This is a genomic window from Streptomyces sp. NPDC048521 (assembly GCF_043199855.1).
Taxonomy (GTDB): Bacteria; Actinomycetota; Actinomycetes; order Streptomycetales; family Streptomycetaceae; genus Streptomyces.
The window spans coordinates 168353-183131 of record NZ_JBICWR010000005.1; the positions used below are offsets into that span (position 1 = coordinate 168353).

A 14779-nucleotide genomic window follows, 5' to 3' on the forward strand; every position below is an offset into this window, starting at 1 on the left:
CGGAACTCACCCCGTCCTGCAGGGGCTGGGCCCCCGGACCCCCGTTCGCCTCCCCCCCGCCCCGACGCGGGCGTCCGGGACGTGCATCCGGCAAAGGCTCAGTACCGCGGATGCACCAGCGTCGACGCCGGCAACCCCCCGATCCGCGTCCGCTGCGCCGCCCTGCCGTCCGCCGTCAGTCCGGTCTGCGTCAGGGTGCGCGGGTGGCCCTCCCGATCCAGCCGCAGCGGCGGGGGCGTGCGGCCCGGAGCCGCCAGCAGGAAGCCCCAGTCGTGCGGTGCCCGGGACGGGCCCGTGGAGCGGTCGGGGCCGGCCCCGAAGCCGGAGTCGTGGCCGAGGACCCGGTAGGGGGCGGTGGCGAAGCCGGCCGCGCGGAGGGTCGCGGCGACCGTCCAGAAGATGCGCGGGCGGGCGGTGACGGACCCGGCGTGCACCACCAGACGGCCCCGCGGGGCCAGGACGCGCCGGGCCAGCCCGTAGAACTCCTGGGAGTACAGCTTGGTGCTGGCGGTGATCCCGGGATCGGGCAGGTCGGCGATCACCACGTCGTACGCCGCCGCGGGGGCGCCGCGCAGCCAGCCCAGGGCGTCCGCCGTGGTGACGTGGACGCGGGGGTCGGCATAGGCGTGGCCGTTGGCGGCGGACAGGCCGGGGTCCTGGCGGGCCAGGCGCAACAGGCCGGGGTCGAGTTCGACGACGTCGACGCGGCGCACCCGGCGGTGGCGCAGCGCTTCCCGGGCGGCCAGGCCGTCGCCGCCGCCGAGGATCAGGACGCGCGCGTCGGGGGCGCCGGCGAGGGCCGGGTGGACCAGGGCCTCGTGGTAGCGGCGTTCGTCGCGGCCGCCGACGCGCAGGCGGCCGTCGAGGAAGAGGTCGAGGGGCCTGCCGTCGGTGCCGCCGGTCAGGACGATCTCCTGGACGCCGGTCTGCACGGCCACCCGGACGCCCTGGCCGTACACGGCGTGCCGGGCGGCCCGCTCGAAGTCGTCGGCGAGGGCGGCGGCGCAGGCGAGGACGCCGAGGACGGTGAGACCCACGAGGAGGAGGGCCCAGCGGGCGCGGCGGGTGAGGTCGCGCCGGAAGAGGCCGAGGACGAGGGCGCCGCCCGCGACGACGTTGACCGTGCCGGTGAGCAGGGCGCCCGTCAACTGGCCGAGGAAGGGCAGCAGCAGGAAGGGGAAGGCCAGGCCGCCGACCAGGGCGCCGACGTAGTCCGCCGCGAACAGGTCGGCCACCGCGCCGCCCGCGTCCTGACGGCGGATGCGCTGGATCAGCTCCATCAGCAAGGGGACCTCGGCGCCGATGAGCAGGCCGATGGCGAGGGAGAAGGCGACCAGGAGACAGCGCGGGCCCTCGGCCCACACCCCGCCCCAGCCGCCGGTCCAGGCGAACACGGCGTACAACGCCATCGCGCTGCACCCGCCGACCAGCGCGAGGGCCGACTCGACCGCGCCGAAACCGGCGGCCGCGTGCCAGCGCAGCCGTTTGGCGCCGAGGGAGCCGATACCCATCGCGAACACCATCACGGACAGCACGACGGAGGCCTGGGTGACGGAGTCGCCCATCAAGTACGAGGCGAAGGCGACGAGTTCGAGTTCGTACACCAGTCCACAGGCCGCGCAGACGAAGACGCACGCGAGGACCAGGAACCGCCCGGTGCCGGGCCGGACGGGCAGCCGCGCGGGGCCGGTCCAGGAGGGCGGGGCGCCCGGGGGCGCGGGGGCGTGCTGTTCGATCACTCTGCGACGTTACGTCACACGCTCGGCACGCTTCGTCACCCACACGTGTGGAAGTGGGGGCAGTTGACGCATCCGGGGTTTATGCCGCCCGAACTCGCCCTAGGGCCTGTCTGACAATTCGCGTCGTTGCCCGAAGGGCGGCAGACGGGAATTGTCAGACAGGCCCTAGTCCGCCCGGCCGGCCGGCACCCGCGCCCCGACCCGGGTGCGGGTGGCCACCAACTGCCCGTCCTGCGGGTAGGCGTGCCAGGTGCGCCAGTGCACCTGGCCCTCGTGCCGCTGGGCCAGCATCGCGGTGAAGGCGTGCGGGCTGCCCGGGAAGACGCCGGCGAGGCCGTGCGGATGGTCGGAGACCAGGGCCAGCAACTCCTGGGCGCGGCCGGCGAACGAGCCGGGCGTGAGTACCTCGACGCGGGCGGCGAACTCGTACTCCCAGTTGCCGACCCGCTTGGCGACGCCCAGCGGGAGCGGGGTGCTGGAGCCCGGAATGCAGGCGACCGTCTCCGAACACACGCCGCGCTCCTCCTCGAGGAGCACCTGGTGGGACGCTCCGAGCAGTCGCAACTGCAGTTTGGCGCCCATGAGTTCGAGATCCAGGGTGGCCAGGGCGGGCAGCGGCTCGCGTCCCAGGGCCCAGGCGAGGTCGGCAGCGCGCGTATCGGTGTAGGAGGTGTTCAGGGTCGTGAGCATGGATCGGCTCCGCTAACACGCAATGAGGGGGAGATCGGCCATGTCAGCCCAGCCGGCCCGGCCGGGGAGGGAGTCTGTGGGACGTCCGAGGGGCTGCGTTGGCGATGTAGAGGGAATCATGAACCAAGGCGCCCCCACAGCGTTTTTACCCAACTTCGTGGGGTTTCCATCCCTCAGAGGGCTACACAGCTCAACTGTTCAACTACGGCGTGCGCGGGGCGCGCGGACGTGAGGGGTGGGCGCCCGCCGGAATGCCTTCGTCCGACGGGCACCCGTGTGCGGCCGGATGCGGTTCCCCCTGCTCCCGGAAGCCCGTGCGTCACAGGACCGTTCGCGGGAGGTTCCCGGAAGCTCAGCTGCCCCGTGTCAGCTGCCTCCGCCGCATCCGCCCCCGCCGCCGCACGACGAACCCCCGCCGCAGGAGGAGCCGCCCCCGCACGAGGAACCGCCCCCGCAGGAGTGGTGGCTCCCGCCATGTCCCCCATGGCTCCCCGAGGACGAGCCGGAGTCGGCGCCGCCGCCCCAGGCCCACCAGCTGTTCCCGCTGTCGTACGACGAAGCCGACGACGATGACGAAGACGACGCGCGGTACGACCGGCTGCCGCCGCCCTTGCCGAGCGACACCTTGGCGTGCCGGTTCCGGCGGTTCCGGCCCGTCGCCACCGCGATGACCAGGACCACCACCACCGCCAGGATGATGCCGAAGACCATGGCGTCACCCTCCTTCCGTTCCCCCGAAGCGGCCCCCCGTGGGCGCCTCGCCTGTTGCCGCGTCTGGCGCGGTGACCGGGGGATGCCCGGCCGCGAACGGCCGCAAAGCAGAGTTGAGGAACTTCTGAGGGTCAACGCACGGAAAAGGCCCCTGACCTGCGCAGACGGGGAGGTCAGGGGCCTTCGGCGTCTCACCGGGCCGCCTGTGGGCCGTGATCTTCCGCTCCGGCGCGCTGCAGGGCTGCGAGGTTCACCGACCGTCGCGGGTCTCGATATGGACTCTCGTCAGCGCGAACAGGATCAGGAGGTCGAGTGTCATCACGGGGATGGCCCACAACGGGTAGTACGGAACGAACATGAACTGGGTGATCAGGCTGATCGCTGCCACCGCTACACCGGCCCCGCGACCCCACCTCCGACCTGCCAGGACACCCAGGCCGGCAATGACGAGGGCCACCCCCATCACCAGGTGGATCCAGCCCCAGGACGTGATGTCGAACCGGTAGGCGTACCGGGACGCGGCGAACAGAGTGTCGTGTGCGATTCCGGCTGCGCCCATCAGGATGCTGAGGGGCCCGCTGACCATCATCGTGATCCCGGCAAACCTGGACGCGTCGTCGATCGTCTCGCTGCCGCCGAGCCCCCCAGGGGATTGCCGCAGGTGCCGCGAAGGGCACGCAGCACTCCAGGGGCCGCCTGTGGCTCACTGTGTGGTCTGGGACCCTGCCCTTCCTCGGACTTGCGCCGGAACACGGTGTCGATCGCGCAGCGGGCACGTTCCCTGCTGTCGGGCATCAGATGGGCGTACACCCGCAGCGTCAGCGCCGGATCGGCATGCCCCATGTACGCGCTGACGGCCTGACGTTCTCGCCCGCGCCCAACAACGCGGACGCGTAGAAGTGCCGCAGGGCGTGCATGCCGTGCTCGCGCGCCGTAGACGTACAGCCGCAGGCGCCGGCCGAGTTCCCTCCGGGTCATCGGACTGGACGTCTTGCTGTCCAACCACTTCTCCGCGTACTGCCCCGCACGGACGTGGGATCCGTGTACTGACCGCGCGTCATGTCCGTCTCGATGGCGCTGAGCCACTTCTCAGCGAGACGCTTCTTCCCGTCAGGGAAGCTCTTGGGCTTCTCTGTGCCGTCGGGACCGACGTACCGCGGGCGATGGCGCAGTCCGGTGCCGTAACGGTCGGTCTTGACGCGAACGGTCTTGCCGTCGGCACCCCTCTGAGCCCTGTACGGATTGTGGCGGCCGCCGACGTGCGGCAGGGTGGTTTCGGGACCGGCGTGTCACGGATGCGGCTGTGGCTGATCGTCCGTTCCAGGCAGGCTGCCGGAGGTGTGGTACATGCCAGAGAACAACCCAGCGCACGAAGCCCCTGCCGCGGGGCAGGTCTCGCTGCCGCCCGAGGTCAAGATGCTGCAGGACGTCACCCCGCCCTTCTTCCCCGACGGTGGATCGGCGATGACGATCCTTGTCGAGTGGCCTCCTGGTCATCCCGGGCTCCCTCCGCATCGCCACTCAGGACCGGCGTTCGGCTACGTGATGGAGGGCGCGGTCCGGTTCGAGATCGAGGGTGAGCCGGAGCGTGTGGTCGAGGCCGGTGAGACGTTCTGGGAGCCGGGCGGTGACGTGATCCACTACCAGGACGGCAACGCCCGGTCGGACGCGCCGAACAAGTTCGTCGTGACCATGGTGTGCGCGCCGGGTCAGCCGATGCTCACGCTGGTCGACGAGGAAGAGCTGAAGGAACGGGCGCACCGGCGCGCCCCGCGTCCCTCCGAGGGCTGATGCCGGTGCGCGCTGCCGTGGCAGCGGCGCAGGCGCTCGTCCCCGGACGGCAAGTTGAGGAACCCCGGAGCCCGGGCGCAGGATGGCCGGCATGACCTCCACCGAGCGCCCGTACCTCAACCGCCGTCTCGCCGCGTTCGGGACGACGATCTTCGCCGAGATGTCCGCCCTCGCCGTGGCCACCGGGGCGATCAACCTGGGCCAGGGTTTTCCCGACACCGACGGCCCCGAGGAGGTCCGGGAGGCCGCCGTACGGGCGCTGCGCGACGGACGCGGCAACCAGTACCCGCCGGGCCCCGGCGTTCCCGAGCTGCGCACCGCGATCGCCGAGCACCAGCTGCGCCGCTACGCGCTGTCGTACGACCCCGACACCGAGGTGCTGGTCACGGCGGGCGCGACGGAGGCGATCGCGGCCTCGCTGCTGGCGCTGGTCGAGCCGGGCGACGAGGTCGTGGCGCTGGAGCCGTACTACGACTCCTACGCGGCGAGCATCGCGCTGGCGGGCGGCCGGCGGGTGCCGGTGACCCTCAGGCCGCACGACGGCAGGTTCCGGCTGGACCTGGACGAGCTGCGCGCCGCCGTCACCGACCGCACCCGTCTGCTGCTGATCAACACCCCGCACAACCCGACCGGTACGGTCCTCACGCGCGCCGAGCTGGCCGCGATCGCCGAGCTGGCGGTGGAGCGGGACCTGCTGGTGGTGACGGACGAGGTGTACGAGCACCTGGTCTTCGACGGCGCCGAGCACCTGCCGCTCGCCGCGTTCCCCGGAATGCGCGAGCGCACGGTGAGCATCGGTTCGGCCGGCAAGACCTTCTCCTTCACCGGCTGGAAGGTCGGCTGGGTGACGGCCGCCCCGGAGCTGGTCGGCGCGGTCCGCGCGGTGAAGCAGTTCCTGACGTACGTCTCCTCGGGCCCCTTCCAGTACGCGGTCGCCGAGGCCCTCGCCCTGCCCGACTCCTACTTCGCGGACTTCCGCCGGTCCATGCAGGCCCGCCGGGACATCCTCGCGGAGGGACTGACGGCGGCGGGCTTCGAGGTCTTCGAGCCGGCCGGGACCTACTTCATCACCACCGACATCCGCCCCCTGGGCGAGAAGGACGGCTTCGCCTTCTGCCGCGCCCTGCCGGAGCGCGCGGGCGTGGTCGCCATCCCCAACGCCGTCTTCTACGACGACCGGGAGGCGGGGGCGCCTTTCGTGCGGTTCGCCTTCTGCAAGCGACAGGAGGTGCTGCGGGAGGCGGCACAGCGGTTGCGCGGCATGTGAGCCGACCGCACGGATCGCGCACGGGACCCGTGTGGCGGCGGTCGTGTACGCGGCACAGGTGAACCGGTGACGCACTCGGGCGTCTTCTGCTCGCATCGGCGCCCGGTGCCTTGCAAGGTGCGGTGGTGTGACTCACGCCAGCACCGTCCTCGCCTCACCCGTCGTCACACCGGAGCCGGTGACCGGGGAGCGCACCGGGCCGTCCCTCGGCCGCGCGAGCGCCCTCGCCGTAGGCCTGTTCCTGGGCGCGCGGCTCGCCGGTGCCGCCGTGCTCGCCCTCGTCGCGCAGGCCGCCGGCAAGCACCCCCTCACCCTGCTCGGCCGGTCCTGGGACTCGGTCTGGTACCTGGGGATCGCCGCGCACGGCTACGGCCGCTCCCTGCATCTGCGCTCGACGATCGTCAGCGACCTGGCGTTCTTCCCGCTGTACCCGGCGCTGGTGCGGGCGGTCACCGCGCTCACACCGCTCGGCGGGATCGGCGCCGGGCTGCTGGTGTCGTGGACGGCGGCCGCCGTCGCCGCCGCCGGGATCCACGCGGTCGGCTCCCGGCTGCACGGGCGCTCGGTCGGGCTCGCGCTGGTGCTGCTGTGGGGTCTGCTGCCGCACTCGGTGGTGCTGTCGATGGCGTACACCGAGCCGGTGCTGACCGCGCTCGCGGCCTGGTCGCTGTACGCGGTGCTGGCCGGGCACTGGCTGTGGGCAGGCGTCCTGGCGGCGTGCGGCGGGCTCGCCCGGCCGAACGGGTTCGCGGTCGCCACCGCCGTGCTGGCCGCGGCGGGCGCCGAGCTGTGGAGGCGCCGCGGCCGGGTTTCCCACAGGCTGTGGACGGGCGCGGTGATCGCCCCGCTGGGCTGGACGGCGTACGTGCTGTGGGTCGGCCGCCGTACGGGGGACCCGCTGGGCGGCTATGTCGGCGTGCAGCGGCGCTGGGGGTCGCGGTTCGACTTCGGGCGGGGCGCGCTGGAAGTCGTGCGCCGCACGCTGGTGCACGGAGGCCGGTTCCTGATCCCGATGGCGCTGATCATCGTGGCGGTCGCCGCGCTGCTGTACGCCCTGCTGCTCCTGGATCGCGCCCCGCTGCCGCTGCTCGTGCACAGCGGGGTGCTGCTGCTGATCGCGCTCGGTGGGTCAGGCTTCTTCGAGTCCAAGCCGCGGTTCCTGCTGCCGGCGTTCCCGCTGCTGCTGCCGCTCGCCCGGGCGGTGGTGCGCACGGCGAGAGCCCGGCCCTGGCACGCGACCGTGGTGGTCGCGGCCCTGGCCGGGCTCAGCTATGCCTACGGCGCGTACCTGGTCGTGTTCGGGCGCGCGCCTGTGTGACGGGCGGGGCGGAGAAGCTACTCTCCGTCGTCCTCGGGCTTCTCCGCCTCGTTGACCTCCTGCTCCAGGCCGAGCTGCTCGACGAGCCACTTGTCGAACTCGATCGCGGCCCGCACCCAGCTGACCGTGGAGGAGACGAAGTGGTTGATGTCGACGCCCGTGCCGATCAGCATCTGGGCCTCGCCGATCAGGCGGACGGTGCCGTCGTCGTGGGTGTGGGTGTACACCTTGGGCCACAGGGTGCGGCGGTTCCAGTCGTCGACGGACTCCAGCAGCTGCGGCTTCTCACCGATCTGGTGGGGGCGGTCGTAGAAGGTCCGCACCGAGAAGACCGCCTGTTCGGCCTCCCCTCGGAACATGAAGTAGGTGCGGAACTGCTCCCACGGCGCCGCGAGGTCACCCTCCTCGTCGACGACGTACTTCAGCTCCATCTGGTCGAGGAGCTGCTTCACGAGATCCTGATCCGGGACGACGGGGCCCGCCGGTCCTTGGGGCTGCGGTTCGGGCTGGCCCCCGAAGTTCGGAATCGAGGACGGGTCGATGCTCACCGTGTTTTTCCCTTCATGCGGATTCCGCCATCCTCCCCCATGCGGGGAGGGGGGTGGCAAGCCCCGACGGTGCCTGTCAGCCGTCGGCTGACATGATCCGTCCGGTCGGGGGGAGGGCCGTCGGACGAGGAAGTCGGTGTGGTGGTGCGAGGACGGACCAGGTGGAGGCTGTTCGCGGCGGTCATGGCGGTGCCGGCGCTGCTGCTGGGCTGGGTGATCGTCATCGTGATCAGGTTCATGACGTCGGACTATCCGCTGGGCGGGGCCCCGGAGACGGTCCCGTGCGCCGAGGCGCTGCGGTTCGGCGGGGCGAGGGTGCCCGAGGGGGCGTACGACGAGCGGTGCACGGTGCAGACCTGGCTGGACACCAGCTATCACGCCGCGTTCCGGATGCGGCGTGCTGACGTGGGCACCTGGCTGAAGGACAGCTATCCGGCGGGCCCGGAACCCGGCACCGACCTGTGCGAGAAGGGTGCCGACCTCTGCCTGAACATGGACTCGGCGACCGCTCCGCCCCCGCCGGACGCCGCGGCCGATGCGGTGACGGTGAACGTGACGTACGAGGGCCCGCAGGGGGCCCTCGTACGGTTCTCGGCGTTCACCGTGTGAGCGTCACAGCGTCTTCCCCGTGGCCGGGCCCACCAGCAGGCCCTCGCCGAAGCGGTCCACGCGGACCGTGTCGCCGTCCTTGATCTCGCCGGAGAGGATCTCCTTGGCGAGGCGGTCGCCGATGGCGGTCTGCACGAGGCGGCGCAGCGGGCGGGCGCCGTAGGCCGGGTCCAGGCCCTCCTCCGCGAGCCAGGCAAGCGCCTCCGGGGTGATCTCCAGGGTGAGCCGGCGCTCGGCCAGCCGCTTGGCCAGCCGGTCGATCTGGAGCTGCGCGATCCGCTCCAGCTCGGGCTTGGTCAGCGCCGAGAAGACCACCAGGTCGTCGAGTCGGTTGAGGAACTCCGGCTTGAAGGTGGCGCGGACGACCTCCAGCACCTGCTCCTTCTTCTCCACCTCGCTGCTGAGCGGGTCGACCAGGAACTGGCTGCCCAGGTTGGAGGTCAGCACCAGGATGGTGTTGCGGAAGTCGACCGTACGGCCCTGACCGTCGGTCAGGCGGCCGTCGTCCAGCACCTGGAGCAGGATGTCGAAGACCTCCGGGTGGGCCTTCTCCACCTCGTCCAGCAGGATCACGCTGTACGGGCGGCGGCGGACGGCCTCGGTGAGCTGACCGCCCTCCTCGTAGCCGACGTACCCGGGAGGCGCGCCGACCAGCCGGGCGACGCTGTGCTTCTCGCCGTACTCCGACATGTCGATGCGGACCATGGCCCGCTCGTCGTCGAACAGGAAGTCGGCGAGCGCCTTGGCGAGTTCGGTCTTGCCGACACCCGTCGGACCGAGGAAGAGGAAGGACCCGGTGGGCCGGTCGGGGTCGGCGATCCCGGCCCGTGACCGCCGTACGGCGTCGCTGACCGCCCGCACGGCCTCGGTCTGGCCGATGAGCCGCTTGCCGAGTTCGTCCTCCATCCGCAGCAGCTTCTGCGTCTCGCCCTCCATCAGGCGCCCGGAGGGGATGCCGGTCCAGGCGGCGACGACGTCGGCGATGTCGTCGGCGCCGACCTCCTCCTTGACCATGGTGTCCTTGGCGACCTCCTCCTCGGCGGCGGAGGCGGCCTCCAGCTCCTTCTCCAGCTGCGGGATCTCGCCGTAGAGCAGCTTGGCCGCGGTGTCGAAGTCGCCGTCGCGCTGGGCGCGTTCCGCCTGCCCACGCAGGTCGTCGAGCCGCTCCTTCAGCTCACCGACCCGGTTGAGGGACTGCTTCTCCTTCTCCCAGCGGGCGGTCAGACCGCGCAGCTCCTCCTCCTTGTCGGCGAGATCGCGGCGCAGCTTCTCCAGCCGCTCGCGGGAGGCCGGATCGGTCTCCTTGGCGATCGCCAGCTCCTCCATCTTCAGCCGGTCGACGGCACGCTGGAGTTCGTCGATCTCCACGGGGGAGGAGTCGATCTCCATCCGCAGCCGCGAGGCGGCCTCGTCCACGAGGTCGATGGCCTTGTCCGGCAGGAAGCGGGAGGTGATGTACCGGTCGGACAGGGTGGCGGCGGCCACCAGCGCGCTGTCGGCGATCTGCACCTTGTGGTGGGCCTCGTACCGGCCCTTGAGACCGCGCAGGATCGCGATGGTGTCCTCGACGCTCGGCTCGGCGACCATCACCTGCTGGAAGCGGCGCTCCAGGGCGGGGTCCTTCTCGATCCGCTCCCGGTACTCGTCCAGCGTCGTCGCGCCGACCATGCGCAGCTCGCCACGGGCCAGCATCGGCTTGAGCATGTTGCCCGCGTCCATGGCCGAATCACCACCGGCACCGGCGCCCACGACGGTGTGCAGCTCGTCGATGAAGGTGATGATCTGCCCGTCCGACCCCTTGATCTCGGCGAGCACGGCCTTCAGCCGCTCCTCGAACTCGCCCCGGTACTTGGCGCCGGCCACCATCGCGCCCAGGTCCAGCGCCACCAGCCGCTTGTCCTTCAGCGACTCGGGCACGTCCCCCTTCACGATCCGCTGGGCGAGCCCCTCGACGACGGCGGTCTTGCCGACGCCGGGCTCACCGATGAGCACGGGGTTGTTCTTGGTACGGCGGCTCAGCACCTGCACGACCCGCCGGATCTCCTGGTCCCGTCCGATGACCGGGTCCAGCCGGCCCTCGCGGGCGGCGGCGGTGAAGTCGGTGCCGAACTTCTCCAGGGCCTTGTACTGACCCTCGGGGTCGGCGGTGGTCACGCGGCGTCCTCCCCTGGCCTTCCTGAAGGCCTCCAGCAGCTTCTTGGCGTCGGCACCCTGCCGGGTGAGCACGTCACCGGCGGCACCGCCCTTCGCGGCGATGCCGATCAGCAGATGCTCCGTGGACAGGTACTCGTCACCGAGGTCCTTCGCGCGCTCGCCGGCGTCGGCGATCACGGCCAGCAGCTCACGGTTGGGCTGCGGAGGCGCGACGGTGGACCCGGTCACGCTGGGCAGCGCGGCCAGGATCCGCTCCGTGCCCGAGCGTACGGCGGCCTGGTCGGCGTCGACGGCCGCGAGCAGGTCGGTGATGTTCTCGTTGTCCTGCCCCTGGAGCAGGGCAAGCAGCAGGTGAGCGGGGGTCAGGTCCGGGTGCCCCTCGGTCACGGCCCGGTTGCCTGCCGCGTTGATCGCGTCCCGGCTCCTGTTGGTCAGCTCGGCGTCCACGTCTCGGTTCTCCTCCTCGACCTCTCTCCACTGCTGACTTAACCAGCGTACACAAAGTTGAGTCTATTCCACTCAAGGTCAGACGGCGTAGTTTCCGGCTAGGTTGCGGGCATGGCGACGCACTCCGTAGACCCGGCCGCCCCGGACGAGCACTACCTCGCCTTCTGGCGCGAGCGGCATCTGTGCACACTGACCACGCTCCGGCCCGACGGCAGCCCGCACGTGGTGCCGGTCGGGGTGACGTACGACCCCGGGGCGCGGCTGGCCAGGGTGATCACGAACAGGACGTCCGCGAAGGTCTCCCACGTGCTCTCGGCCGGCCCCGGGGGCGCCCGGGTCGCGGTGTGCCAGGTGGACGGCCGACGCTGGGCCACGCTCGAGGGGCGCGCGCGGGTACGGACGGAACCGGAGCGGGTCGCGGAGGCGGTGCGGCGCTATGCCGAGCGCTACGAGCGGACGCCGGGGCCGAATCCGTCCCGCGTGGTGATCGAGATCGAGGTGGAGCGGGCACTGGGCCACGGCTGACCGGCCCACGACTGCCGAATGGCCGGTTTCGGCCACCATGAAAAGGTGCCCAAAGTGCGAAATGTCCCCGTAAAACTGCAGCGGCGTCACCGTGTTCAGGTCACGGTGACGCCGCTGCGGGGGGGAAGCGCCTGAGCGATCTTTTACGACGGGGGAATCGCGTCAGGCACTGCGGGGGGTGGCCGAGATGGTCCTCAGGTCGGAATCCGCCGGCTCGGTCAGCCGGTGGTCCCGCTGGTCCAGGTTCACAAAGATCATTCCGTACCGGATGGCACACCGGACGGGCTGCGGCGCCCCGCGGGGCTTGCGCAGACACCGGTAGGCCCGTACATCCTCGTCATCGTCCCGGGTGACGACGACCGGCTCACCGAACACGGTCACCATCAACGAGTCACCACTGTGGGGGATGGCGGTGACCAGGTCGATGAAGTGCCAGCCCGAGCGGTAGGCGGTGGCCATCTCGCGACGGAAGGAGCGGTCGTCGGGTGGAGTAGTCATCGTCAGTCCCAGACGCTGTCGTCCGTGCTGACCGGAGTCTCGACGCCGACAGCGACCGTCCCCGTTGTCCGAGCGCCACTCGCCTCGTGACCGTCCCCCTGCACGCCGGAGAGGCCGGCCAACGCTCCGAAGGCCGCAACGGCGGAGAAGGCGGCGACAAGCACCGAGCGAAGCATTCTCTTACGCATAGTCGGCTTCGTCCTCACTTGAAGGTCCCCTCTTCCCCCGTCGTGTAAGACGATGGCTCATTCGGGCACATCATGACCACACGATCGGTGCATCATGTTCCTGCATGTTCAGGACCCTGGGGGGCGGAGATTTGACAACGAATGGGACTAAGGCGACACATCCCCATGCGGTTACCGACTTGTGTGACGAAGGAAACCGCCTCTACGCGACGGCGCTCCGCACCGGCCGCATCGCGCGAGCGGATGCCGAGACCGCCCCCTGTCTGATGGAGTTCGCCCTCCTCCACCCCGATCCGGACGACGCCGGCTGGCTCCGTCCGGTTCCCCCGACACTGGCCCTGGCACAGCGCCTCCATCCCCTGGAACGGGAGATCACCGAGCGACGGCGGCTGTCCGTCGCCCTGGCCGACGTCTTCGAGCCATTCATGGCCCTCAGCACCCAGGAGAGCGCCCCGACCCACTCCATCACGGTTCTGGAGGGGCTGGACCGGATCAACGCGTCACTGGACCTGGCCACGGCCCAGTGCCGGACGGAGATGCTCACGGTGCAGCCCAGTGGCCGGCGCCGTCCCGAGCAACGGCTCCTCGAGGGGCTGGAACGCGACAAGCCGCTGATCGAGCGCGGGGTGCGGATCCGCACGCTGTACCAGCACACGGCCAGATACAGTCCCGACCGGCTCGCCTACGTGGACCACTTCGCCAACGGCAAGGTGGAGTACCGCACCATCGACGAACTGGTGGACCGGCTCATCGTCTGCGACGAGGCCGTGGCGTTCATCCCCATCAGCGACGACCGGCAAATGGCCCTGGAGCTACGCCACCCCGGCCTGGTCCGCTACCTGATCAAGGTGTTCGAGTTCATGTGGGACCGCGCCGTTCCGCTGAGCGCCGGCACCCCGTACGAGACCGCCCCCGACGGCATCACCGAGATCCAGCACTCCATCGCCAAGCTCCTGGTCGAGGGCCACGTCGACGAGGCCATCGCCCGCCGGCTGGGCATGAACGTCCGCACCTGCCGGGCCCACATCGCCAAACTCGCCCAGGCCCTCGGCAGCGGCAGCCGGGCTCAACTCGGTTATCTCATCGCCCAGTCCGGGATCCTGGAGCGGGACAACTGAGGTGACGACCGGGTACGGTCGCCGGGTTCGCCGCCGCTCTCGGCCGTGACAGCCGCGCCCGGCTCGGCCACCTCACAGGCCGGTCGGGGAGCCTTGATCGGGAACCGTGAGCGCACCTGCCGGGCGGGCGGGACGGTGGCCGTCCAGGCCCACCTGGGCGATGCGGACGCCGAGTTGGGTACGGCTGGCCGCGCCCAGCGTCTCCGACAGGCGGGCGATGTGGGCCCGGCAGGTTCGGACGCTGATGCCGAGCCGCTCGGCGATCACCGCGTCCTGGTGGCCCTCGGCGAGCAGCGCGGCGATGGACTGCTCACGGTGCGAGATGCCCTCGATGCCGGTGTCGGGCAGGGGGGCGGTGAGCGGGATCGCCAGCCGCCAGAGGCGTTCGAAGACCGTGACCAGGTATGCGACCAGGGCGGGGTGGCGTAGTTCCAGGGCCATCGTGCGATCGGAGTTGGCGGGGATGAAGGCCACCGTCCGGTCGAAGAGGATCAGCCGGTCGATGACCTCGTCCAGGGTGCGGGCCTCGACCGTGTCACCCATCAGCTCCAGGTAGTTGAGCAGCCCCTGCCCGTGCCGGGCCACATGCGTGTACAGGTCGCGCATGCGCACGCCCCGGCCGCGCAGGGTCAGCGCCCGGTGCAGCCCCTCGGTCAGCTCGGCCTCCCGCCGGATACCGCCCGGCTGCACGGTGAGCACCTCGGTGGTGCACGCCTCGGTCGCCTCGTCCATCGCGGCCTGGATGCGGGAGAGTCCGTCCAGCACCCGGATGGCGCTGCCCTCGGCCGGGGCCGCCAGGGCGTTCAGCTGCCGGCCCAGGCCCGCGTACCACTCGAAGGCGGCCACCGCCGAGCCCATCCGCCGCTGGCTCTCACTGACCTCGTCGTAGACCCCGCGCAGCAGCCTGGTCATGACCTCCTGCGGGGAGGTCGGCACCAGCCAGTCCATGTCGTCGGGGTCCGGGTGCAGCAGGGCGAGTTCCAGCAGGCAGGGCACCGGTTCGGCGTCCGTGCGCGGCACCCGCCCCCGGCGTACGGCACGGGAATAGACACGGTCCCCGACCTCGCACAGCCGGTCGGCACCGTGAGGATGCTCCTCCGCCCCGTGCCCGGCCATCGCCCATTTCACCCCCGGTGTGCTGCCACTTCCGCAGCGCAACTATGCGCGGCGCCGACC

At 71.2% G+C, this 14779-nt stretch carries 14 protein-coding genes; 6 read left to right on the top strand and 8 right to left on the bottom strand.

Annotated features, from left to right (window positions below):
* Window positions 1-98: 98 nt before the first annotated feature.
* The 4 genes from ACGFRF_RS14400 to ACGFRF_RS14415 all read right to left on the bottom strand — a co-directional run bounded on the left by ACGFRF_RS14400 (window position 99) and on the right by ACGFRF_RS14415 (window position 3699).
* The gene (locus tag ACGFRF_RS14400; protein WP_393739643.1) at window positions 99-1739 is read right to left on the bottom strand and encodes a polyamine aminopropyltransferase; all 1641 of its coding nucleotides are present in this window, start codon (window positions 1737-1739) and stop codon (window positions 99-101) included.
* A gap of 165 nt (window positions 1740-1904) precedes the next feature.
* Window positions 1905-2429 (bottom strand): DUF2617 family protein, encoded by a 525-nt coding sequence (locus ACGFRF_RS14405; protein ID WP_393739645.1) that lies wholly within the window; start codon window positions 2427-2429, stop codon window positions 1905-1907.
* Window positions 2430-2795: 366 nt separating this feature from the next.
* Entirely contained in the window at window positions 2796-3140 is a 345-nt protein-coding gene (locus tag ACGFRF_RS14410) for a hypothetical protein (protein ID WP_393739647.1), read from the bottom strand.
* Between the two features lie 250 nt (window positions 3141-3390).
* Window positions 3391-3699 (bottom strand): hypothetical protein, encoded by a 309-nt coding sequence (locus ACGFRF_RS14415; RefSeq protein WP_393739649.1) that lies wholly within the window; start codon window positions 3697-3699, stop codon window positions 3391-3393.
* An 857-nt stretch (window positions 3700-4556) separates the two neighbouring features.
* On the opposite strand from ACGFRF_RS14415, the gene ACGFRF_RS14420 reads away from it, so the two are divergent.
* The 3 genes from ACGFRF_RS14420 (at window position 4557) to ACGFRF_RS14430 (ending at window position 7516) form a co-directional block, all read left to right on the top strand.
* Window positions 4557-4931, top strand: coding sequence for a cupin domain-containing protein (locus ACGFRF_RS14420; RefSeq protein WP_393740140.1), 375 nt, complete (start codon window positions 4557-4559; stop codon window positions 4929-4931).
* A gap of 82 nt (window positions 4932-5013) precedes the next feature.
* Complete coding sequence (locus tag ACGFRF_RS14425) at window positions 5014-6198, top strand: pyridoxal phosphate-dependent aminotransferase (RefSeq protein ID WP_393739651.1); 1185 nt, start codon at window positions 5014-5016, stop codon at window positions 6196-6198.
* Between the two features lie 127 nt (window positions 6199-6325).
* The gene (locus ACGFRF_RS14430) at window positions 6326-7516 is read left to right on the top strand and encodes a hypothetical protein (RefSeq protein ID WP_393739653.1); all 1191 of its coding nucleotides are present in this window, start codon (window positions 6326-6328) and stop codon (window positions 7514-7516) included.
* Window positions 7517-7533: 17 nt separating this feature from the next.
* Here ACGFRF_RS14430 and ACGFRF_RS14435 read toward each other — a convergent pair whose 3' ends face one another.
* On the bottom strand, window positions 7534-8064 hold the full coding sequence (locus tag ACGFRF_RS14435; protein ID WP_393739655.1) for a YbjN domain-containing protein: 531 nt from the start codon (window positions 8062-8064) through the stop codon (window positions 7534-7536).
* 138 nt (window positions 8065-8202) lie between these two features.
* On the opposite strand from ACGFRF_RS14435, the gene ACGFRF_RS14440 reads away from it, so the two are divergent.
* Window positions 8203-8673, top strand: coding sequence for a hypothetical protein (locus ACGFRF_RS14440; RefSeq protein WP_393739657.1), 471 nt, complete (start codon window positions 8203-8205; stop codon window positions 8671-8673).
* Between the two features lie 3 nt (window positions 8674-8676).
* Here ACGFRF_RS14440 and clpB read toward each other — a convergent pair whose 3' ends face one another.
* Window positions 8677-11274, bottom strand: coding sequence for an ATP-dependent chaperone ClpB (gene clpB / locus ACGFRF_RS14445; protein ID WP_393739659.1), 2598 nt, complete (start codon window positions 11272-11274; stop codon window positions 8677-8679).
* A 111-nt stretch (window positions 11275-11385) separates the two neighbouring features.
* Between clpB and ACGFRF_RS14450 the strand changes: the two genes are divergently transcribed.
* Window positions 11386-11799: a pyridoxamine 5'-phosphate oxidase family protein gene (locus tag ACGFRF_RS14450; protein ID WP_393739661.1), complete on the top strand. Its 414-nt coding sequence runs from the start codon at window positions 11386-11388 to the stop codon at window positions 11797-11799.
* A 162-nt stretch (window positions 11800-11961) separates the two neighbouring features.
* Here the strand turns inward: ACGFRF_RS14450 and ACGFRF_RS14455 are convergent, their stop codons facing one another.
* Window positions 11962-12297: a hypothetical protein gene (locus tag ACGFRF_RS14455; RefSeq protein ID WP_393739663.1), complete on the bottom strand. Its 336-nt coding sequence runs from the start codon at window positions 12295-12297 to the stop codon at window positions 11962-11964.
* Window positions 12298-12589: 292 nt separating this feature from the next.
* Here ACGFRF_RS14455 and ACGFRF_RS14460 point away from each other — a divergent pair, with 292 nt between their 5' ends.
* On the top strand, window positions 12590-13603 hold the full coding sequence (locus ACGFRF_RS14460) for a helix-turn-helix transcriptional regulator (RefSeq protein ID WP_393739665.1): 1014 nt from the start codon (window positions 12590-12592) through the stop codon (window positions 13601-13603).
* 72 nt (window positions 13604-13675) lie between these two features.
* Here the strand turns inward: ACGFRF_RS14460 and ACGFRF_RS14465 are convergent, their stop codons facing one another.
* A complete protein-coding gene (locus tag ACGFRF_RS14465) occupies window positions 13676-14719 on the bottom strand; it encodes a LuxR C-terminal-related transcriptional regulator (protein ID WP_393739667.1) in 1044 nt (347 codons plus the stop codon).
* Window positions 14720-14779: the final 60 nt, after the last annotated feature.